Origin of the sequence: Ancylobacter novellus DSM 506, from assembly GCF_000092925.1 — a bacterium.
GTDB classification, from domain to species: domain Bacteria; phylum Pseudomonadota; class Alphaproteobacteria; order Rhizobiales; family Xanthobacteraceae; genus Ancylobacter; species Ancylobacter novellus.
Window position 1 is genome coordinate 3,110,730 of sequence record NC_014217.1, and the last position, 21,739, is coordinate 3,132,468.

The 21,739-nt window shown below is 67.4% G+C and carries 19 protein-coding genes; 13 read left to right on the forward strand and 6 right to left on the reverse strand.

The genetic code is table 11. The annotated features are described in order from the left end of the window. Positions 1-34 precede the first annotated feature (34 nt). The 3 genes from oxc (at position 35) to frc (SNOV_RS14790) (ending at position 4,670) form a co-directional block, all read left to right on the forward strand. Positions 35-1,774, forward strand: a complete 1,740-nt coding sequence (gene oxc, locus SNOV_RS14780) for an oxalyl-CoA decarboxylase (RefSeq protein ID WP_013167758.1) — start codon at positions 35-37, stop codon at positions 1,772-1,774. 101 nt (positions 1,775-1,875) lie between these two features. After that, positions 1,876-3,153, forward strand: a complete 1,278-nt coding sequence (frc, locus tag SNOV_RS14785; RefSeq protein WP_013167759.1) for a formyl-CoA transferase — start codon at positions 1,876-1,878, stop codon at positions 3,151-3,153. A 266-nt stretch (positions 3,154-3,419) separates the two neighbouring features. After that, the gene (gene frc, locus SNOV_RS14790; RefSeq protein WP_013167760.1) at positions 3,420-4,670 is read left to right on the forward strand and encodes a formyl-CoA transferase; all 1,251 of its coding nucleotides are present in this window, start codon (positions 3,420-3,422) and stop codon (positions 4,668-4,670) included. Positions 4,671-5,124: 454 nt separating this feature from the next. Here the strand turns inward: frc (SNOV_RS14790) and SNOV_RS14795 are convergent, their stop codons facing one another. Next, positions 5,125-5,943: an IclR family transcriptional regulator gene (locus SNOV_RS14795; protein WP_013167761.1), complete on the reverse strand. Its 819-nt coding sequence runs from the start codon at positions 5,941-5,943 to the stop codon at positions 5,125-5,127. A gap of 400 nt (positions 5,944-6,343) precedes the next feature. Here SNOV_RS14795 and gcl point away from each other — a divergent pair, with 400 nt between their 5' ends. The 7 genes from gcl (at position 6,344) to sucD (ending at position 14,326) form a co-directional block, all read left to right on the forward strand. Then, a complete protein-coding gene (gene gcl / locus SNOV_RS14800) occupies positions 6,344-8,110 on the forward strand; it encodes a glyoxylate carboligase (protein WP_013167762.1) in 1,767 nt (588 codons plus the stop codon). A gap of 165 nt (positions 8,111-8,275) precedes the next feature. After that, positions 8,276-9,061: a 2-oxo-tetronate isomerase gene (gene otnI / locus SNOV_RS14805; RefSeq protein WP_013167763.1), complete on the forward strand. Its 786-nt coding sequence runs from the start codon at positions 8,276-8,278 to the stop codon at positions 9,059-9,061. Positions 9,062-9,108: 47 nt separating this feature from the next. Next, on the forward strand, positions 9,109-9,999 hold the full coding sequence (locus tag SNOV_RS14810; RefSeq protein ID WP_013167764.1) for a 2-hydroxy-3-oxopropionate reductase: 891 nt from the start codon (positions 9,109-9,111) through the stop codon (positions 9,997-9,999). Between the two features lie 368 nt (positions 10,000-10,367). Further along, entirely contained in the window at positions 10,368-11,345 is a 978-nt protein-coding gene (locus tag SNOV_RS14815; protein ID WP_013167765.1) for a 2-dehydropantoate 2-reductase, read from the forward strand. A gap of 11 nt (positions 11,346-11,356) precedes the next feature. After that, a complete protein-coding gene (locus SNOV_RS14820) occupies positions 11,357-12,130 on the forward strand; it encodes a fumarylacetoacetate hydrolase family protein (RefSeq protein WP_013167766.1) in 774 nt (257 codons plus the stop codon). A gap of 100 nt (positions 12,131-12,230) precedes the next feature. After that, positions 12,231-13,430 carry an ADP-forming succinate--CoA ligase subunit beta gene (gene sucC, locus SNOV_RS14825; RefSeq protein ID WP_013167767.1) on the forward strand — a complete coding sequence of 400 codons (1,200 nt, stop codon included), beginning with the start codon at positions 12,231-12,233 and terminating at the stop codon, positions 13,428-13,430. Further along, on the forward strand, positions 13,430-14,326 hold the full coding sequence (gene sucD, locus SNOV_RS14830; protein ID WP_013167768.1) for a succinate--CoA ligase subunit alpha: 897 nt from the start codon (positions 13,430-13,432) through the stop codon (positions 14,324-14,326). Before sucC ends, sucD begins: the two co-directional genes overlap by 1 nt. A 60-nt stretch (positions 14,327-14,386) precedes the next feature. On the opposite strand, the gene SNOV_RS24270 is transcribed toward sucD, so the two are convergent. From SNOV_RS24270 to SNOV_RS14840, 3 genes are all read right to left on the reverse strand, one after another. Further along, positions 14,387-14,515 carry a hypothetical protein gene (locus SNOV_RS24270; protein ID WP_013167769.1) on the reverse strand — a complete coding sequence of 43 codons (129 nt, stop codon included), beginning with the start codon at positions 14,513-14,515 and terminating at the stop codon, positions 14,387-14,389. 424 nt (positions 14,516-14,939) lie between these two features. After that, on the reverse strand, positions 14,940-16,412 hold the full coding sequence (locus SNOV_RS14835; protein ID WP_013167770.1) for a hypothetical protein: 1,473 nt from the start codon (positions 16,410-16,412) through the stop codon (positions 14,940-14,942). 20 nt (positions 16,413-16,432) lie between these two features. After that, positions 16,433-17,728: an adenylosuccinate synthase gene (locus SNOV_RS14840; RefSeq protein ID WP_013167771.1), complete on the reverse strand. Its 1,296-nt coding sequence runs from the start codon at positions 17,726-17,728 to the stop codon at positions 16,433-16,435. 292 nt (positions 17,729-18,020) lie between these two features. On the opposite strand from SNOV_RS14840, the gene SNOV_RS14845 reads away from it, so the two are divergent. Both SNOV_RS14845 and SNOV_RS23255 read left to right on the forward strand, forming a co-directional pair. Further along, positions 18,021-18,911 carry a VOC family protein gene (locus SNOV_RS14845; RefSeq protein ID WP_013167772.1) on the forward strand — a complete coding sequence of 297 codons (891 nt, stop codon included), beginning with the start codon at positions 18,021-18,023 and terminating at the stop codon, positions 18,909-18,911. Between the two features lie 265 nt (positions 18,912-19,176). After that, a complete protein-coding gene (locus tag SNOV_RS23255; RefSeq protein ID WP_013167773.1) occupies positions 19,177-20,094 on the forward strand; it encodes a DMT family transporter in 918 nt (305 codons plus the stop codon). On the opposite strand, the gene SNOV_RS23260 is transcribed toward SNOV_RS23255, so the two are convergent. Beyond that, complete coding sequence (locus SNOV_RS23260; protein WP_013167774.1) at positions 20,072-20,911, reverse strand: GNAT family N-acetyltransferase; 840 nt, start codon at positions 20,909-20,911, stop codon at positions 20,072-20,074. The two genes, SNOV_RS23255 and SNOV_RS23260, sit on opposite strands and share 23 nt — an antisense overlap. A 36-nt stretch (positions 20,912-20,947) precedes the next feature. Between SNOV_RS23260 and SNOV_RS14860 the strand changes: the two genes are divergently transcribed. Beyond that, complete coding sequence (locus SNOV_RS14860; protein WP_013167775.1) at positions 20,948-21,382, forward strand: ion channel; 435 nt, start codon at positions 20,948-20,950, stop codon at positions 21,380-21,382. A 2-nt stretch (positions 21,383-21,384) separates the two neighbouring features. On the opposite strand, the gene SNOV_RS14865 is transcribed toward SNOV_RS14860, so the two are convergent. Continuing rightward, positions 21,385-21,738 (reverse strand): MliC family protein, encoded by a 354-nt coding sequence (locus tag SNOV_RS14865; protein WP_041782304.1) that lies wholly within the window; start codon positions 21,736-21,738, stop codon positions 21,385-21,387. Position 21,739: the final 1 nt, after the last annotated feature.

A 21,739-nucleotide genomic window follows, 5' to 3' on the forward strand; every position in this document is an offset into this window, starting at 1 on the left:
AAGCCGCCGAAGGACGTTTGGGAGGGAATACGGGATGTCCGCAGTCGCACAGGTAATCGACGTGAATGCTGGAGCCGAGGTCGAGCAGGAGCTCACCGACGGTTTCCACCTCGTCATCGACGCGCTGAAACTCAACGGTATCGAGACCATCTACGGCGTGCCCGGGATTCCGATCACGGATCTGGGCCGCATGGCGCAGGCGGAAGGCATCCGCGTCGTCTCGTTCCGCCACGAGCAGAACGCCGGCAACGCCGCCGCCATCGCCGGCTTCCTCACCAAGAAGCCGGGCATCTGCCTCACCGTTTCGGCGCCGGGCTTCCTCAACGGCCTGACCGCCCTGGCCAATGCCACCACCAATTGCTTCCCGATGATCCTCATCTCGGGCTCCTCGGAGCGCGAGATCGTCGACCTGCAGCAGGGCGACTATGAGGAGATGGACCAGCTCGCCATCGCCAAGCCGCTCTGCAAGGCTGCCTTCCGCGTGCTGCACGCGCAGGACATCGGCATCGGTGTCGCCCGCGCCATCCGCGCCGCGGTCTCCGGCCGTCCGGGCGGCGTCTATCTCGACCTGCCGGCCAAGCTGTTCTCCCAGGTGATGGACGCGGCCGAAGGCACCAAGTCGCTGGTCAAGGTCATCGACGCCGCTCCCGAGCAGCTTCCGTCCCCGGCTGCGATCAAGCGCGCCCTCGACGTTCTGAAGTCGGCCAAGAAGCCCCTCATCATCCTCGGCAAGGGCGCGGCCTACGCGCAGGCCGACGAGGAGATCCGCTCCTTCGTCGAGACCTCCGGCATTCCGTTCCTGCCGATGTCCATGGCCAAGGGCATCCTGCCCGACACCCATCCGCTCTCGGCCGGCGCTGCGCGCTCGACCGTGCTGAAGGATGCGGACGTCGTCCTCTTGATCGGCGCGCGCCTCAACTGGCTGCTATCGCACGGCAAGGGCAAGACCTGGGGTGACGCGCCCAAGAAGTTCATCCAGGTCGACATCGAGCCGAAGGAGATGGACTCCAACGTCGAGATCGTCGCCCCGCTCGTCGGCGACATCGGCTCGGTCGTCGCGGCCCTGAACAACGGCATCAAGTCCGGCTGGCAGGCCCCGGCCGCCGAGTGGACCGACGCAATCAACGCCCGCAAGGAGGTCAATATCTCCAAGATGGCCCAGCGCCTCTTGAAGAACTCGACCCCGATGGACTTCCACTCGGCGCTCGGCGCGCTGAAGCAGGTCATCAAGGAGCGTCCGGACGCCATCCTCGTCAACGAGGGCGCCAACACGCTCGACCTCGCCCGCGGCGTCATCGACATGTACCAGCCGCGCAAGCGCCTGGACGTCGGCACCTGGGGCGTGATGGGCATCGGCATGGGCTTCGCCGTCGGCGCGGCGGTCGAGACCGGCAAGCCGGTGCTGGCGGTCGAGGGCGACTCGGCCTTCGGCTTCTCCGGCATGGAGGTGGAGACGATCTGCCGCTACAACCTGCCGGTCACCGTTGTCATCTTCAACAATAACGGCATCTACCGCGGCACCGACACTGACCCGACCGGCCGCGATCCGGGCACCACCGTGTTCGTCCCGGGCAGCCGCTACGACAAGATGATGGAGGCCTTCGGCGGCGTCGGCTACCACGTCACCACGCCGGACGAGCTGAAGAAGGCCGTCGACGCGGCCATGGACTCGGGCAAGCCGACCCTCATCAACGCGGTGATCGACCCGGCGGCCGGCAGCGAGAGCGGCAACATCGGCAGCCTCAACCCGCAGAGCGTCGTGAAGAAGAAGTAATCGAGCCGGGACGGGTGGGGAGCGGCCACGGCCCCACCCGTTCCATTCCCTATCCAACGACACAACGGCGGAAAACGCCGGGTCATCTTGAGAGGAACCCCATGGGCAAGGCTTTGGACGGCGTTCGCGTCCTCGATTTCACCCATGTTCAGTCAGGCCCTACTTGCACGCAGCTTCTCGCGTGGTTCGGTGCCGATGTGATCAAGGTAGAGCGCCCCGGCGAGGGCGACGTCACGCGTGCTCAGCTGCGCGACGTCCCCAACGCGGACAGCCTCTACTTCACCATGCTGAACGCCAACAAGCGTTCCATAACGCTCGACACCAAGAACCCCGAGGGCAAGAAGGTCCTCGAGGAGCTGGTGAAAAGCTGCGACGTGATGGTGGAGAATTTCGCCCCCGGCGCCCTGGACCGCATGGGTTTCAGCTGGGAGCGCATCCAGGAGCTGAACCCGCGCATCATCCTCGCTTCGGTCAAGGGCTTCGGCCCCGGCCCGTTCGAGGACTGCAAGGTTTATGAGAACGTCGCCCAGTGCACCGGCGGCTCGGCCTCGACCACGGGCTTCCGCGACGGCTTTCCTCTCGTCACCGCCGCCCAGATCGGCGATTCCGGCACCGGCCTGCACCTGGCGCTCGGCATCGTGACGGCGCTCTACCAGCGCACGCTCACCGGCCGCGGCCAGAAGGTGCTCTGCGCCATGCAGGACGCGGTGCTGAACTTCTGCCGCGTCAAGCTGCGCGACCAGCAGCGCCTGGAGCGCGGCCCGCTGCGCGAATACAGCCAGTTCGGCGAGGGCATCCCCTTCGGCGATTCGGTGCCGCGCGCCGGCAACGATTCCGGCGGCGGCCAGCCGGGCCGCATCCTGAAGTGCAAGGGCTGGGAGACCGATCCCAACGCCTATATCTACTTCATCACCCAGGGCCCGGTCTGGGACAAGATCTGCGACGTCATCCACGAGCCGGACTGGAAGACCGACCCGGCTTACGCGACGCCGGCGGCCCGCCTGCCGCACCTCAACGAGATCTTCACCCGCATCGAGGCGTGGACCATGGCCCACACCAAGTTCGAGGCGATGGAGATCCTCAACGAGCTCGACATCCCCTGCGGCCCGGTGCTGTCCATGAAGGAGATCGCCGAGGACCAGTCGCTCTACGCGACCGGCACGCTGGTCGAGGTCGACCATCCGACCCGCGGCAAGTACCTGACCGTCGGCAATCCGATCAAGCTCTCCGACAACGACGTGCCGGTGGAGCGCTCGCCGCTGCTCGGCGAGCACACGGAAGAAATCCTCGCCGAGGTGCTCGGGCTTGGCGGCGACGAGATCGCCCGCATCAAGGCCTCGGGCGCCATCGGCCAGGCGGTCCGCCTCGCGGCGGAATGAGATTCGCGGCGCCGTGCGGCGGCGCCCGAAGGAGAAGACCCGCCGGGCAAGGGCATTCCCCTCGTCCGGCGGCCTGCATCCAGGGTGAACGAAAAGAAGGCGTGAATTCCGGAGTCGATCACCACCTGGGAGTTGCCTCGCGTTCATGCGAACCGGGGCTTGGGGAGAAGGAAGTGTTTCCATCCGAGAGGGATGGAAATTCTCAATCCGGCGGCAGGGTGAGCCTCCGCCCGGACTGTTAACGCTTAGAAGGGAAGTCGACCGAGATGTCTAAGCCGCTCGAAGGTATAAAGATCATCGATTTCACGCACGTCCAGGCCGGTCCGGCCTGCACGCAGCTCCTCGCCTGGTTCGGCGCCGATGTGATCAAGGTCGAGCGCCCCGGTGCGGGCGACGTCACGCGCAACCAGCTGCGCCATGTGAAGGACGCGGACGCGCTCTACTTCACCATGCTGAACTCCAATAAGCGCTCGCTGACGCTCGACACCAAGACGGCGCAGGGCAAGGAAGTCCTGACCAAGCTGATCCAGGAATCGGACGTCATGGTCGAGAACTTCGGCCCCGGCGCCCTCGACCGCATGGGCTTCACCTGGGAGCACATCCAGTCGCTCAACCCGGGCATGATCCTCGCCTCGGTGAAGGGCTTCTCGGAAGGCCACGCCTATGAGGACCTGAAGGTCTACGAGAACGTCGCGCAGTGCGCGGGCGGCGCCGCCTCCACCACCGGCTTCTGGGATGGTCCGCCGACCGTTTCCGCCGCCGCTCTGGGCGACTCCAACACCGGCATGCACCTCGCCATCGGCATCCTCACGGCGCTGCATCAGAAGATCAAGACCGGCAAGGGCCAGAAGGTCGCCGTGTCCATGCAGGACTCGGTGCTCAACCTCTGCCGCGTCAAGCTGCGCGACCAGCAGCGCCTCGACGCGCTGGGCTATCTCGAAGAGTACCCGCAGTACCCGCACGGCGAGTTCTCCGACGTGGTGCCGCGTGGCGGCAACGCGGGCGGCGGCGGCCAGCCGGGCTGGGTGCTGAAGTGCAAGGGCTGGGAGACCGACCCGAACGCTTACATCTACTTCACCATCCAGGGCCATGCCTGGGCGCCGATCTGCAAGGCGCTGGGCAAGCCGGAGTGGATCGACGACCCGGCCTACAACACCGCCGAGGCGCGCCAGGACAAGATCTTCGACATCTTCGCTTTCATCGAGAGCTGGCTCGCCGACAAGACGAAGTTCGAGGCCATCGACATCCTGCGCAAGTTCGACATCCCCTGCGCCCCGGTGCTGTCGATGAAGGAGATCGCCAACGACCCGTCGCTGCGCGCCAGCGGCACCGTGGTCGAGGTCGATCACCCCAAGCTCGGCAAGTACCTGACCGTCGGCTCGCCGATCAAGTTCTCGGACGTCACCGTCGAGGTCACCGCCTCGCCGCTGCTCGGCCAGCACACCAACGAAGTGCTCGCCCAGCTCGGCTACTCGCAGGAAGAAATCTCCGCGATGCACGACGCCAAGGCCGTTTGATCGACGGTTCGGCAATGCGGGGTGGCGCCAAGGCGCCGCCCTTTCGCGGTCCACCGCGGAACCAATCGGCCCTCCCGGACATAGCCTTGCGACATGGACGCTTGGCGGACGGGAACGGCCTCCGAGCCTCCCGGAGCCGACACGAAGGGTTTCCCGACGTTAGGTTCCTCCTAGGCGACTGCCGGCGCTCCTTCGAGCGCCGGCATTTTTTTGTGCGGATGAAAGGCGTCATCCCCAATCGAAGACGTCATCCCGGAACGACCGCAGGCCGTATCCGGGATCGCGTGCCGCCAGTTTCTTCTGAGATTGACGTTGAGCACCCTCATCCTGAGGTGCGAGCGCAGCGAGCCTCGAAGGATGGTCGCTCAAGCGCACCAGGACGGAGCATCCTTCGAGGCCCGGCCATTGGCCGGGCACCTCAGGATGAGGTCCTCTTGGGGGACAGAAAGCCCCCTCACCTTCCTGAATAGCGCAGGGTCAGCCGCGCCGCGGCCTCGCGCACCTGCGCGCCGAGGTCGGCGATGCGCTCGGGCGGCATGCGCACGGTCGGGGCCGAGATCGAGATCGCGCCCACCGGCTCGCGCCATTCGTCGAGCACCGCGGCGGCGACGCAGCGCATGCCGGGCGTGTGCTCCTCGTCGTCGATCGAGTAGCCGCGCGCGGCGATCTCGGCGAGGTCGGCCTGCAGCGCGCGCCGGCTCACATGGGTATGCTCGGTGAAGCGCTGGAGCTGGTCGTCGCCGAGCCAGGCGCGCCGCGCCTCCGGGTTCATCGTCGCGAGGATCGCCTTGCCGCCACCCGAGGCGTGGATCGGCAGGTCGCCGCCGATGCGGAAGAAGGCACGCACCGCCGCATGGCTCTCGACCTGAGCGACGCAGATGAGGTGCGGCCCGTCGATCAGCGACAGGTTCACCGTCTCGTTCACACCGTGCGAGAGTTCACGCAGCAGCGCGCGGGCGATCTCCGGCAGCTTGCGGATGCGCAGATAGGCCGAGCCGACGCGGAACAGGCCGACGCCGACCATCCAGGAGCCGGTGGCGGCATCGTGTCCCACCAGCCCGCGCCGCTCCAGCGTGGTCAGCAGCCGGTGCACGGTCGAGGTCGGCAGTTCGGCGCTGCGCGCCAGCTCGCTGAGCGACAGGCCGTCGGAACGCGCCAGCACCTCCAGCAGCGCGATGGCGCGGTCGAGCGACTGCACCTCGCCGCCGGGCTCGGCGCCGCCGGTCGAGGACGGGCGGCCGCGGCGGCGCACGATCGGGACGGCCTGAGTCATCCGAAGAACATCCTCCCAAGTCGCACGTTATCCCGTGCGCTTCGTCTCGTCGGGCCGCCCTGCCCGCCCGTCTCCGGCGCATGCGGACGGGTGGTGCGGACCTTGTACTAGCATAAAGGCGCATCCGCCGCTTTTTCGCAAATCAGAAAAGCATCCCATATTGCGGAAATCCGGGTGACGTGGCATGTTTTCCGCGCTTTCGGAAATTCATTCCGCATTGCGGAAAGAATTATGCCGCCCCGCAGCACGGCGCCAGGTCTTCGAACCTCGCGCCCGCATGCCCCCGGCGGCCGCCGGAACCGGAGATTTTGATCACGTCCGAAAGCCGGTGCGGAACGCCGCCAGCCCTGGAACGACAGGGCGACGCCCGCCGGCGACAACGACGTTAGGAGGAAGTGCCATGGCCAAGATGCGTGCCGTCGACGCGGCGATCCGCGTTCTCGAGAAGGAAGGCGTCACCACCGCTTTCGGTGTCCCGGGCGCCGCGATCAACCCGCTCTATTCCGCGATGCGGGCCCACGGGAAGACGCGCCACGTGCTGGCGCGTCACGTCGAGGCCGCCTCGCACATGGCCGAGGGCTACACCCGCGCCAAGGCCGGCAATATCGGCGTGTGCATCGGCACCTCCGGCCCGGCCGGCACCGACATGATCACCGGCCTGTACTCGGCCGCCGCGGATTCGATCCCGATCCTGTGCATCACCGGCCAGGCGCCGCGCGCACGCCTCTACAAGGAAGACTTCCAGGCGATCGACATCGAGTCCATCGCCAAGCCGGTCGCCAAGTGGGCGGTGATGGTCCGCGAGCCCGCGCTGGTGCCTATGGTGTTCCAACAGGCCTTCCACGTCATGCGCTCGGGCCGCCCCGGCCCGGTGCTGATCGACCTGCCGATCGACGTCCAGCTGGCCGAGATCGAGTTCGACGAGGACACCTACGAGCCGCTGGCGGTCTACAAGCCGGCCGCGACCCGCAAGCAGGCCGAGAAGGCCATCGCCATGCTGAACGAGGCGGAGCGTCCGCTGATCGTCGCCGGCGGCGGCATCATCAACGCCGACGCCTCCGACAAGCTGGTGGAGTTCGCCGAACTCACCGGCGTGCCGGTCATCCCGACCCTGATGGGCTGGGGCACTATTCCCGACGACCACGACCTGATGGCCGGCATGTGCGGCCTGCAGACCTCGCACCGCTACGGCAATGCCAACATGCTGGCGTCGGACTTCGTGTTCGGCATCGGCAACCGCTGGGCGAACCGCCACACCGGCTCGGTCGATGTCTACACGAAGGGCCGCAAGTTCATCCATGTCGACATCGAGCCGACCCAGATCGGCCGCGTCTTCGGCCCGGATCTCGGCATCGTCTCGGACGCCGGCGCCGCGCTCGACCTCTTCATCGAGGTGGCCAGGGAATACAAGACCGCCGGCAAGCTGAAGGACCGCGGCGACTGGGCCAAGGAATGCCTCGGCCGCAAGAAGACCATGCTGCGCAAGACGCATTTCGACAACGTGCCGCTCAAGCCGCAGCGCGTCTATGAGGAGATGAACGAGGCGTTCGGCCGCGACACCCGCTACGTCTCGACCATCGGCCTGTCGCAGATCGCCGGCGCGCAGATGCTGCACGTCTACAAGCCGCGCAACTGGATCAATTGCGGCCAGGCCGGCCCGCTCGGCTGGACCCTGCCCGCCGCCCTCGGCGTGCGCGCGGCCGACCCGGATGCAGAGATCGTGGCGCTGTCGGGCGACTACGACTTCCAGTTCCTCATCGAGGAGCTCGCGGTCGGCGCCCAGCACAAGCTGCCCTACATCCATGTGGTCGTGAACAACTCCTATCTGGGTCTGATCCGTCAGGCGCAGCGCGGCTTCAACATGGACTTCGAGGTCTCGCTCGCCTTCGACAACATCAATGCCGACGAGAATGCCGGCTATGGCGTCGACCATGTGGCGGTGGCCGAGGGCCTCGGCTGCAAGGCGGTGCGCGTCTCCTCGCCCAACGAGTTCAAGGACGCCTTCGTCAAGGCCAAGGCGCTGATGAAGGAGCATCAGGTGCCGGTGGTGATGGAGTTCATCCTCGAGCGCGTCACCAACATCGCCATGGGCACCGAGATCGACGCGGTGAACGAGTTCGAGGAAGTCCTCGACCTGCCGCTGGAAGGCGCCGCCGCCAAGGCGTGAGTGATGCGGGGGCCTCACGGCCCCCGTTTTGCGCCGGGGGCTGAGCCTTTCGCTTCCGCCCCGCGCGCTTTCGTGCCACGACGGCGCGTGCTGCGATACCGCGGGGGCCTCGCGCCCGAGAATGTCCCCGCGCCCAACAATCCTGTCCCTGCCTAGGAGCGGTCCATGCCCCGTTTTGCCGCCAATCTCACCATGCTGTTCAACGAGGTGCCCTTCCTCGACCGGTTCGAGAAGGCCGCCGCCGCCGGGTTTGCCGGCGTGGAATATCTGTTTCCCTACGACTTCCCGGTCGAGGAGCTGGTCGGAAAGCTCAAGGCCAACGGCCTGACGCAGGTGCTGCACAACATGCCGGCCGGCAACTGGGGCGGCGGCGAGCGCGGCATCGCCATCCTGCCCGACCGCGTCGACGAGTTCCGCGCCGGCGTCGACAAGGCCATCACCTATGCGACCGCCCTCGGCGCGCCGCAGGTGAACATCCTCGCCGGCATCGCCCCCGCCGGGGTCGAGCGCGAGGTGCTGCACAAGACCTTCGTCGAGAACCTGAAATACGCCGCGCCGAAGGTGAAGGAAGCCGGCATCAAGCTGCTGATCGAGCCGATCAACACCCGCGACATTCCGGGCTTCTTCCTGAACTACACGAAGCAGGCGAAGGCGATCATCGAAGAGGTCGGCTCCGACAACCTCTTCATCCAGTACGACATCTACCACATGCAGATCATGGAAGGGGATCTCGCCCGCACCATCGAGGCGAACCTCGCTCTGATCCCGCACATCCAGCTCGCCGACAATCCGGGCCGCAACGAGCCCGGCACCGGCGAGATCAACTACGAGTTCCTGTTCCGCTTCCTCGATTCCATCGGCTACACCGGCTGGATCGGGTGCGAGTACAAGCCGAAGGGCGACACGGCGGCCGGCCTCGGCTGGCTGAAGACGCTCACCGGCGCGGCGTGACGTCGCATCGGTCAAGAAACGCAGTCTAGGAAAACGAGGACAAGACGATGGCGAAGGTTGGATTTGTCGGTCTGGGGATCATGGGCAACCCGATGGCGGGCCACCTCATCGACGCGGGCCACACGCTCTATCTGTATGACATCAAGCCGGTGCCGGCGGAGCTGACGGGCAAGGGCGGCGTCGCCTGCGCCAACGGCACCGAGGTGGCGAAGAACGCCGACATCATCATCATCATGGTGCCGGACACCCCGCATGTGGGCGCCGCGCTGTTCGGCGAGGGCGGCATCGCCGCCGGCCTCACCCCCGGCAAGATCGTCGTCGACATGTCGTCGATCGCCCCGGTCGAGACCAAGGAATACGCCAAGAAGGTCAACGAGCTGGGCTGCGACTATCTCGACGCGCCGGTCTCCGGCGGCGAGGTCGGCGCCAAGGCCGCCTCGCTCACCATCATGGTCGGCGGCCCGGAAGGCGCCTTCGAGACGGTGAAGCCGCTCTTCGAGAAGATGGGCAAGAACATCACCCTCGTCGGCGGCAATGGCGACGGCCAGACCACCAAGGTGGCGAACCAGATCATCGTGGCGCTGACCATCCAGGCGGTCGGCGAGGCGCTGCTGTTCGCCTCCAAGGCGGGTGCCGACCCGGCCAAGGTGCGCCAGGCGCTGATGGGGGGCTTTGCCAATTCGCGCATCCTTGAGGTGCATGGCGAGCGCATGGTGAAGCGGACCTTCAACCCGGGCTTCCGCATCGAGCTGCACCAGAAGGACCTGAACCTGGCGCTCAACGGCGCCCGCCAGCTGCAGATGTCGCTGCCGGCCACCGCGCTGGCGCAGCAGCTGTTCAGCGCCTGCGCCGCCAATGGCGGGGCGGCGTGGGACCACTCAGCTCTGGTCAAGGCGCTGGAAATGCTCGCAAATCACACCGTCGCGCCGGATGCGTGATCTCGATCCGATATTGCATTCACTTTGAAGTCTCGGGGGCGCTCTGCGCCCCCGAAGCGTTTCTGGAAATAGTAAGCATTGCTGCCCCGGTAGTGGAATTCCGCTGCGGGGTAGTCTTTTGAGCGTCACGACGAACAATTGTTCTGGCCTATACACCGTGGACAAGCCGGCATTTCCCGAAGTAACTTGTCGGACACGTCGCTAACACGCCCCGCGATGCCCGCGATGCGGCCCAACATGCGCGACGTATTATCACGCCCATGAACATCGCTCTTGACGAGGGCCTCAATCTGCCCAATCATGGCATACAAAATACCAAACAAAGTTCCGGACCTCGCGGGGGTGAGTCCGGACGAGGAGGGAGTCCAATGAAGGTCTGCATCTACGGTGCCGGCGCGATCGGCGGTTATGTCGGCGTCCAGCTCAAGCGCGCGGGTGTCGACGTGAGCCTGGTGGCCCGCGGCGCACATCTCGAAGCCATGAAGCGCAACGGCCTCAAGCTGCTCATCGAGGATGAGGAGCGCGTCGAGCACATCCCGTGCTCCGACAACCCGGCCGAACTCGGCCCGCAGGACTATGTCATCGTCGCGCTGAAGGCCCATTCGGTGCCGGGCGTCGTCGACGCCATGCAGCCGCTGCTCGGCAACGACACGGCCGTCGTCACCGCGGTGAACGGCGTGCCCTACTGGTACTACTACAAGCACGGCGACCAGCTCGAAGGCCGCACGCTGGAGAGCGTCGATCCGGGCGCCAAGCAGTGGAACGGCCTGCGCCCCGAGCGCGCCATCGGCTGCATCGTCTATCCGGCGACCGAAGTGGTCGAGCCGGGCGTCATCAAGCACGTCTATGGCGACAAGTTCCCGCTCGGCGAGCCCTCGGGCGAGATCACCGAGCGCGTGACCAAGCTTTCCGAGGCCTTCGCCGCCGGCGGCCTGCGCGCGCCCGTTCTGCCCAACATCCGCGACGAGATGTGGCTGAAGCTGTGGGGCAACCTCTGCTTCAACCCGATCAGCGCCCTCACCCACGCCACCCTCGACGTCATCGCTTCCGATCCGGGCACCCGCGCGGTCGCCAAGGCGATGATGCTGGAGGCGCAGGAGATCGCCGTGCAGTCCGGCGTGAACTTCCGCGTCGGCGTCGAGCGGCGCATCGACGGCGCTGGCGCGGTCGGCGCGCACAAGACCTCGATGCTGCAGGACCTCGAGCGCAACCGCGCCATGGAGATCGACCCGCTCGTCACCGTGGTGCAGGAGATGGGCAAGCTTGCCGGCATCCCGACGCCGACAATCGACGTCGTGCTCTCCCTCGTCCGCCAGCGCGCGCAGATCGCCGGCTGCTACAACTGAGTTCGGCGACAATGGCAAACTGGGTTCGTTTCCAGCGCTCGGGCGCTGCCGGCTTCGGCACGCTCGAGGGCGACACCATCACTGTCCATAGCGGCAGCATGTTCAACGGCGCGCAGCCGACCGGGGAGCGCGTCGCGCTCGCCGAGGTCGAGCTGCTCGCCCCAACCGAGCCGACGAAAGTCATCGCGCTTTGGAATAACTTCCATGCGCTGGCTGCAAAGCTGGGCTCGCCCGTACCGGCCGATCCGCTCTATCTGCTGAAGGCCGGATCGTCGCTGACCACCCCCGGCGCCACCGTGCGCCGGCCGCCCTCCTATGACGGCAAGGTGGTGTATGAGGGCGAGCTCGGCATCGTCATCGGCAAGACGGCGACGGGCGTTTCCGAAGAGGAAGCCGGGGATTACATCTTCGGCTACACCTGCGTGAACGACATCACCGCCGCCGACATCATCAACAAGGACGCCACCTTCGCGCAGTGGGTGCGGGCCAAGAGTTTCGACGGTTTCGGGCCCTTCGGCCCGGTGGTGGCGACGGGCGTCGACCCGTCCAGCCTCGTCGTGCGCACCGTGCTCAATGGCGAGGAGCGCCAGCGCTACCCGATCAGCGACATGGTGTTCTCGGCCGCCCAGCTGGTCAGCCGCATCTCGCACGACATGACGCTCAATCCGGGCGACGTGATCTGCTGCGGCACGTCGGTCGGCGTCGGCACCATGAAGGCCCCGAGCAACACGGTGGACATCGTGATCGAGGGCATCGGGACGCTCAGCAACACTTTCGTGCAGTAGCGTCTTGGCGCTGTAGCGCCTATAGGGGAATAGGATACGCCAATCGACGGGAACGCCGCGTGGGCGCTCCCGGCCGTCCGGTTGTGGAGGAGCGGATTTAATGAACATCCATGAGTATCAGGCCAAGGGAGTGCTCCGCGAATACGGGGTCCCGGTGCCGAACGGCGTCGCCATTCTCGACGCGGCCGAGGCCGACGCCGCGGCGGCGAAGATTCCCGGCCCGGTCTGGGTCGTGAAGAGCCAGATCCACGCCGGCGGACGCGGCAAGGGCAAGTTCAAGGAAGCCGATGCGGGCGAGAAGGGTGGCGTGCGCGTCGTCAAGTCCGCCGGCGAGGCTGCCGCCAATGCCAAGCAGATCCTCGGCAAGACCCTGGTGACCGTGCAGACCGGCCCGGCCGGCAAGCAGGTGAACCGCGTCTACATCGAGGAAGGCTCCGACATCGACAAGGAGTTCTACCTCTCCGCCCTCGTCGACCGCGCCACCTCGCGCGTCGCCTTCGTCGTCTCGACCGAAGGCGGCATGGACATCGAGGAAGTCGCCCACTCGACGCCCGAGAAGATCCACACCTTCTCCATCGACCCGGCGACCGGCGTGATGCCCCATCACGGCCGCACCGTCGCGCAGGCGCTCGGCCTGTCCGGCGACCTCGCCAAGCAGGCGGGCAACCTCGTCACCAAGCTCTATGCCGCCTTCGTCGGCAAGGACATGGCGATGCTCGAGGTCAACCCGCTGGTCGTCACCAAGGGTGGCGAGCTGAAGTGCCTTGACGCCAAGATCTCCTTCGATTCCAACTCGCTCTACCGCCACCCGGACGTGGTCGCGCTGCGCGACGAGACCGAGGAGGACGCCAAGGAGATCGAGGCGTCCAAGTACGACCTCGCCTATATCGCGCTCGATGGTACCATTGGCTGCATGGTCAACGGCGCCGGCCTGGCCATGGCGACGCTCGACATCATCAAGCTCTATGGCGAGAGCCCGGCCAACTTCCTCGACGTCGGTGGCGGCGCCACGGAGGAGAAGGTCACTGCGGCGTTCAAGATCATCACCGCCGACCCGCAGGTGCAGGGCATCCTGGTCAACATCTTCGGCGGCATCATGAAGTGCGACGTCATCGCCCGCGGCGTCATCGCCGCGGTGAAGGCGGTCGGCCTGCAGGTGCCCCTCGTGGTGCGCCTCGAAGGCACCAATGTCGAGGAAGGCAAGCAGATCATCCGCGACTCGGGGCTGAACGTCATCCCGGCGGACGATCTCGACGACGCCGCCCAGAAGATCGTCAAGGCCGTGAAGGAGGCTGCGTGATGTCGGTTCTCATCAATAAAGACACCAAGATCATCACCCAGGGCTTCACCGGCAAGAACGGCACCTTCCACTCCGAGCAGGCGCTGGCCTATGGCTCGAAGGTGGTCGGCGGCACCTCGCCGGGCAAGGGCGGCTCGACCCATCTCGGCCTGCCGGTGTTCGACACCGTCGCCGAGGCGCGCGAGAAGACCGGCGCCGACGCCTCGGTGGTCTACGTGCCGCCGCCGGGCGCGGCCGACGCCATCTGCGAGGCGATCGCGGCGGAGATCCCGCTCATCGTCTGCATCACCGAGGGCATCCCGGTGCTCGACATGGTGAAGGTGCGCCGGGCACTGGACGGCTCCAAGTCCCGCCTCGTCGGCCCGAACTGCCCCGGCATCGTCACCGCCGGCGAGTGCAAGATCGGCATCATGCCGGCCAACATCTTCCGCAAGGGCAATGTCGGCATCGTCTCGCGCTCGGGCACGCTGACCTATGAGGCGGTGTTCCAGACCTCGCAGGAGGGCCTCGGCCAGACCACCGCGGTCGGCATCGGCGGCGATCCGGTCAAGGGCACCGAGTTCATCGACGTGCTCGAGCTGTTCCTCGCCGACGACGCCACCGAGTCGATCGTGATGATCGGCGAGATCGGCGGCTCGGCCGAGGAAGACGCGGCGCAGTTCCTCAAGGACGAGGCCAAGCGCGGCCGCAAGAAGCCGATGGTCGGCTTCATCGCCGGCCGCACCGCCCCTCCCGGCCGCCGCATGGGCCATGCCGGCGCCATCATCTCCGGCGGCAAGGGCGGCGCCGAGGACAAGATCGCGGCGATGGAAGCGGCCGGCATCGTGGTCTCGCCCTCGCCGGCGCGGCTCGGCAAGACGCTGATCGAAGTGCTGAACAAGCGCGTCGCCGCCTGAGCGGCTTCGCCATCTCCTAAAAGCGAAAGCCCCGCGCCATGGCGCGGGGCTTTTTCGTTGTCAAACCGGGAAGCATTCCGGCGGCAGCGCCGCCGTGTCCTCATGGCCCAGCGTCTCGGCGATCAGGATCGTCATCCACGCATGAGCAACGATGAGCAGCGGCAGAACGGGAAACACCGTCTGGAACATGCGCGTAACTCCAATCGTCCGTGTTGCAGTGCAACGTAACGAATGTATCTGGTATGTGGTATACTTAATATCAGATAGCGAGCCTGCACGAGGCGCATGGCCTGACGTCTTCTAAGCGGACGCCAGCAACAGACATGGATTGCGGAAGGACGGCCAGCCAGCGCATGGGCCGGCGCCCGACGCTGGAGGAGATGAGTAAAGAGGGGCGGAGCTTTCGCGAGTGGGGATGACCACGCGGGACAGTCGGGAGCCCGGTCCGCAACGAGCTTGTCTCGGCGATAGGCGCCGTCTCGCCCTCATGGCCGGGCTCGACCCGGCCACCCAGTGACTGGGCGCGCCAGATTCCCATGGATCCCCGGGTCAAGCCTGGGGATGAGGGAAATTGAAATGCTGATCGGTCTCCGGGAAGTCCCGCGCCCTGCCCTCAGGGCGCGGGAGCGTTGTTTTCCTTCGCCGGCGGGGCCGCCAAGCCCCAGGCCGAGAAGGCCTGCCGGAATGCCTGATCGCCGGCCTCGCCCTTTTCCAGCACGAGTATGGCGCGGCGGCCGTTCTCGAACACGATCGGCAGGTCGAGCCAGTTGCGCGTGATCAGGAAGCTGAGATTGCGCTGGATGTCGCTGTCGAGCGCCGACAGGCCGATCAGGAAATAGCTCGGCGCCACCCGCACGGCGAGGCCGACCAGCGGCGCGCCCTGCGCGCTTTCCGACGCCTTGGCGCGCATGCCCGGCACGTTGGAGACGTTGCCGAGGTCAAAGTTCGGCGGCAGCTTGAACTGCACCTCGATGATGTGGGACGCCGGGATGCTGGTGTCCTGGTTTCGGCGCAGCGTCAGCGTCGCCGAGATGTCGCGGGCGGGAATCGTGATGTCGGCGCGGATGCCGACATCCGGCGCCGTGCCGGCGCTGCCGGGGCTGCGCTCGGTGCTCCACTTCACCGTGCCCACATATTGCTGCAGGCCCTGTTCGCCGCCGCCCGCGCTCTCCTCGAACAGCACGGCGCGCTGCGGAGCGTCGATGCCCTGCGCCGCGGTGCCTGACGGCGCGTTCTGTGCCGGCTGCGCGGGCTGGCCCGACTGCGCCGGCCGGGAGCTGTCCGGTGCCTGGGCGATACGGTCGGTCGACTTCGGCGCGTCGGGGGTCGCGGGGCGAGCCGGCGCCTGAGCGGTCTGCGGCGCCGAGGCGGGAGCCCCGCCGACCAGCGCCAATATGGTCTCGCGCTGGGTATAGCCGACCACCGCGCCGGCGATCAGCAAAGCGAGGAAGATCAGCGCGCCGAACAGCCGGACACGGCCGCTGCCACCGGAGGTCTCCTCGGGAACTTCGGCGGCGATGCTGTCGCCGTCGTCGGCCGTGGCCTGCCCGGCCTCGTCGTCATCGGACAGCGCGGCGGCCTCGCGGGCACGCACCATGCGCGCCGCCTCGCTGCGCCAGTCGTGACGCTCGCCTTCATCCTTGCCGGCATAGCCCTCCGGCTCGATGCCCGCCGCCACCGCCTCGGCCTCGCTCGGCGCGAAATCGCCCGTCGGTTCAGCGGGGCGCACTGGCGCGGACGGCGATTCGGCCGCCGCCGGTCGCGGCGGCGGAGGAACGGCGGGCGCCGAGGGAGCCGGCGTCACGGGCGGCGTGGCCGGCGACGGAGTGGCGGGAGCGGAAGTATTCGGTGCAGAAGTCGGAGCCGCCGGCGCCGAGACCCCATGATCGGCCTCGATGCGGCGGATCGCGTTCTCCAGCGCCTGCTGCTCGCGCTCGACGTCGTCCTCCGGCAGCGGCGGCTCGACGGCGCGCAGCTGCGCGGTCAGCGCCCGCCGCGCCCGCTCATAGACCGCCTTGCGGGCCTCCGCCGACTTGTCGGGAAGGCCGCCGATGGCGCGCGCGAGGAGCGGGTAATAATCGGCCATGAGAGGGAATCAGTTGCCGGTCACGATTCGAAGGGATTCTGCACCAAGATCGTATCATCACGCTCGGGGCTCGTGGACAGCAACGCCACCGGGCACCCGATCAGTTCCTCGATACGACGGACATATTTCACCGCTTCCGCCGGCAGGTCGGCCCAAGAACGGGCGCCGGCGGTCGATGTCCTCCAGCCCTCGATGGTCTCGTAGACCGGCTCGACATGCGCCTGCGCATCCTGCCCGGCCGGGAGATAGTCGATCTCCTCCCCGTCGAGCCGGTAGCGGGTGCAGACCTTGAGTTCCTCGAAGCCGTCCAGCACGTCGAGCTTGGTCAGCGCGATGCCGTTGATGCCGGAGGTGCGCACGGTCTGGCGCACCAGTGCGGCGTCGAACCAGCCGCAGCGCCGCGCCCGCCCGGTAACGGTGCCGAACTCGTGCCCGCGCTCGCCGATCTTGCGGCCGATCGCGTCGTCGAGCTCGGTCGGGAACGGGCCTTCGCCGACGCGGGTGGTGTAGGCCTTGGTGATGCCGAGCACATAGCCGATGGCGCCGGGGCCGAGGCCGGAGCCGGTCGCCGCCTGCGCCGCCACCGTGTTGGAGGAGGTGACGAAGGGATAGGTGCCGTGGTCGACGTCGAGCAGCGCGCCCTGCGCGCCCTCGAACAGGATCTTCGAGCCGTGCCGGCGCTCGTCGTCGAGCAGCGCCCAGACGCGATCCATGAAGGGCAGCACCTTGGGCGCCACTTCGAGCAGTTCGTCGCGCAGCCTGGCCGCGTCCACCTCGGCGATGCCGAGGCCGCGGCGCAGCGGATTGTGATGCGCCAGCAGGCGCTCCAGCTTGGCGTCGAGCGTGTCGGGATAGGCGAGGTCCATCAGCCGGATGGCACGCCGGCCGACCTTGTCCTCATAGGCCGGGCCGATGCCGCGCTTGGTGGTGCCGATCTTGGTGCCGGAGGCGGCGGCGTTCTCGCGGATGGCGTCGAGTTCGCGGTGCAGCGGCAGGATCAGCGCGACGTTCTCGGCGACGCGCAGACGCTCCGGCGTCACCTCGACGCCCTGCGCGCCGATGCGGCCGATCTCGTCCACCAGCGCCCACGGGTCGAGCACCACGCCGTTGCCGATCACCGACAGGCGCGCGCCGCGCACCAGGCCGGACGGCAGCAGCGAAAGCTTGTAGGTGGTGTTGCCCACCACCAGCGTATGACCGGCATTGTGCCCGCCCTGGAAGCGGACGACGACGTCCGCCTGCTCGCTGAGCCAATCGACGATCTTGCCCTTACCCTCGTCGCCCCATTGCGAGCCGACGACGACCACATTCGCCACGAGCCAAGCTCCTGCTTGCGACGTGCGGACCGGCCCGGCGCCATTCAAGGCGCGCCCTGCCCGCACAGACAAAACCCCGGCGAAACGATCCGTCCGGGGCTGCACCGTCTTAAGGGATCGTTCCGGGTGAGGCAAGGACGCCCGGATGCCGCATCGGAAGCCCGTCGGCATGCCCTGACGCTGGCGCAAATGGCAGGGCGGTATTGCACCCCCGCAAGCGCTACGAGATTGCGCCGGCGGCTCCAACGCATGATTTTCAAGGCGCGGCGCCATGACGCCGCAAGGAGCCGCCATGACCAGTCCGACCCTCGCCGCCCGCCCCGTCGATGCCTCTCCCCTGCCCGCCGCCCTGAAGATGGGCGCGGTGCGCCTGCGGGTACGTGACGCGGCCCGCTCCCTCGCCTTCTACACCGGCACGGTCGGCCTTGCGGTGCTGAGCACCGGCACGGACGGAATCATCCGCCTCGGCGCCGGCAACGAGGTCATCGTCGAACTGGAAGTCTCCCCCGAGGCGCGCCCCCGCCACCCCGGCACCACCGGCCTGTTCCATGTCGCGATTCTCGTTCCCGACCGCCCGGCGCTCGCCGTGGTGGCGCGCCGGCTCATCGCGCAGAATGTACGCCTCGGCGCCTCCGACCATCTGGTGAGCGAGGCGCTCTATCTCGACGATCCCGACGGCAACGGCATCGAGATCTACCGCGACCGCCGGCCGGACGAATGGAACTGGGACGGCGCCACCATCGAGATGGCGACCTACCGGCTCGATTTGCGCGCGCTCATCGCCGACGCACCGGCCGGCGTGCCGCTCGGTGCGCCGATGCCTGAAGGCACCAAGGTCGGCCATGTGCATCTGCAGGTCGGCGACCTCACGGCCGCCCGCCGCTTCTATGTCGACCATCTCGGCTTCGACGTGACCACCGACCGCTATCCCGGCGCGCTCTTCGTCAGCGCCGGGCGCTACCACCACCATCTCGGGTTGAATGTCTGGCACAGCCGCGGCGGCGGCCCCGCTCCCGCCGGCAGCGTCGGCCTCGTGCATTTCGAGGTGATCCTGCCGGATGCGAAGGCCGTCGAGGCGCTGCGCGCCCGGCTCGTCGCCGCCGGCGAGAGCGTCACCCCCATCGGGGGCGGCTTCAGCATCGCCGATCCCTGGGGCACGCGGCTGCAGGTACGTGCCGCGTGAGGGTGTGACGAGTTCACAACCGGGAAGCTGGGAGGCTCACCATGGCCGGGCTTGGCCCGGCCATCCAGTGACCGGGTGCAGGCGAAAAGGCTGGGTCCCCGGGCCAAGCCCGGGGATGACGGAAGTGGAATTGCAAGCCAGATTCTGAGCCGCCATCGGCTGCCCCGTTGCAGCGATAAGATTATTTCATGGCCCGGGCGGGTTTAACCGCGCGCGAAATGCTCTAACCATTCGCGCGCCAACGACCCCGCTTCCGGTGCCTGCCATGTTCCGTCGCCTGCTCGACGCGCCCTATCTCCTGCTCACCCTGGTGTCGCTGTTCTGGGCCGGCAACATCGTGCTCGGCCGCCACATTGCCGGCCATGTGCCGCCGGCGACGCTGGCCTGGCTGCGCTGGGTGCTCGCCATCCTCATCCTGCTGCCCTTCGCCTGGCGGGCGATGAAGGCCGACTGGTCGGTGGCGCTGCGCCACTGGAAGCTGCTGGCGGTGCTGGGATTCACCGGCATCACCCTGTTCAACACCATGCAGTACCACGCGTTGGAGTTCACGCCGGCCCTCAACGTGCTGCTCATCCAGTCCACCGGGCCGCTGATGATCGCCTTCTGGTCGCTGGTGCTGAACGGCGAGAAGCTCTCCGTCGGGCAGGCCATCGGCATCAGCCTGTCGCTGCTGGGGGTGCTCACCATCATCTGCCGCGGCGACCCAGCGGTACTGGCGAACATCGAATTCAACCAGGGCGACCTCTGGATGCTCGCCGCGCTGATGGTCTACGGCATCTATTCCTCGCTGCTGGTGCAGCGCCCGAAGCTGTCGCAGCTCGGCTTCCTCGGCTTCACGCTCAGCATCGGCGCGCTGCTGCTCACGCCGATCTTCATTGCCGAGCGGGCGGTGAGCCCGCCGATCACCTTCGACGCGCGCGCGCTCGGCTCCATTGCCTATGTCGCCGTCTTCCCCTCGGTGCTGGCCTATCTGTTCTTCAATCGCGGCGTCCAGCTCGTCGGGCCGAACCGCGCCGCGCCGTTCTTCCACTTGATGCCGGTGTTCGGCTCGGCGCTCGCCATCGTCTTCCTCGGCGAGCGCCCGCACCTCTACCACGCCGCCGGTTACGCGCTGGTTCTGTCGGGGGTGATCATCGCCACCCTCTGGGCGCCCAAACGAGTCAGCCCAGCTCGAAGCTCGTGACGCCGTAGAGCCTCTCCAGCGCCACCGGCCGGATCGGGCCGGTATACATGCGCGCGGTCTCGAACACCGGGGCGAGGCCGTGCCGGCGCGCCAAGGCGAGGGCCGCGACGTTCGGCTCGGGCACATCGAGCACAATCTCGCCCGCTCCCGCCGCCGCGCGAAGCGCCCGGAACACGATCTCAGCCGCTTCTTCGTCCTGCGCCACCAGCGGACCGATCTTCCAGCCCGCCCGCGCCGGCCGCACCACGCCCCAGCCGGCGAGCGCGCCGTCGCGGATGAGCGCCCGGCCGGCATGGCCCGGCGTGCTCAGCCACGCCTTGAGGAAGGCCGTGCGGGACGCCGGGAAGATCGCCGCGTCGCTCGCCTCGACGACCGCGAAGGGCAGCGTCGAAAGATCGACCGTATCACCCGCCTCGCCGTCTCCCGGCGCGCCGGCGAAGCGGATGTTGCGATAGGCGAACGTGAACCCCTGCTTCGCATAGTTCTCCTGCTGCGCCACCACGCCGTCGAGGCCGATGGTGCGCGCGCCGGCATGGGCAAGGCCGGCCTGCCACAGCTTGAAGCCGATGCCACGCCCGCGCAGCTCCGGCCGCACGATGTAGAAGCCTAGGAAGGCGAAGGCCTCGTCGTAGTTGACCACCGAGATCACCGCCGCCGGCTCTCCGTCGAGCTCGGCGACGAGGAAGCCCTCGGGGTCCACCACACTGAAGCAGGCGGCGTCATCCAGGCCGGGATTCCACCCCTCCCCCGCCGCCCAGTCGATGGCGAGCCTTATTTCCTCCGGCCGCAGCGAACGGATAGTGAGGGAGCCGGTCATTGCTGAAACCGCTGATTCGTTGCTGGAGTGTCCATCATGCTCGGTGAAATGGTCATCGGCACCCTCGTGAACATCGCCGTGATCCTCGTGCATCTGGCGGCGACGTTCCTGCTCGTCTCCTTCGTCCGCCCGCTGGCGCACCGGCTGGCCGCCTTTCCACGCATGCGGCTGACGCTCGCGCTTCTCGTCACCAGCAGCGTGCTGCTCATCGCCCATCTGGTCGAGGTCAGCCTCTGGGCCGGCGTGTTTCTCTACCGCGAACTGGTGCCGACCCTCGAAGCCGCCTTCTATTCCGCCTTCGTCGGCTACACGACGCTCGGCTTCGGCGACCTGCAGCAGGGCGAGCACACCCGCCTGCTCGGCCCGATGGCGGCGGGCAGCGGCATCATGATGTTCGGCTGGACCACGGCGCTGATGATCTTCGTGCTGCAGGACCACATGCCGCGCCTCGTCCGCCACCGCGAGGACTAGGTCTATTTCTCCGTGCAGGAAGCGATGGGCGGGGCGTCCTCACCCTTGGTGAGGTCGTAGAGGTCGGCGCCGCGCCCCTTGCTCCACCAGATGTATGGCCCGCCGGCATAGCGCGCGCCGGAGCCGGACAGCACGTTGGACAGCACCAGGAACTGGCCCTTGAAGGAAAGCGTCGCCAGCGCCACCGGCGGCGCGTTGATGTAGCTGACCGCCACCGGCCCGAAGGCGCCGCAGTCGTAATTCGCCTTGATGGTCTCCGGCTTCGCTCCGCCCGGCAGCGGGATGACGATGTTGTCCGCCTGTGCCGCCACGGGCACGACGAGCAAGGCGAGGGCGAGGATGGCAGCCTTCATCATC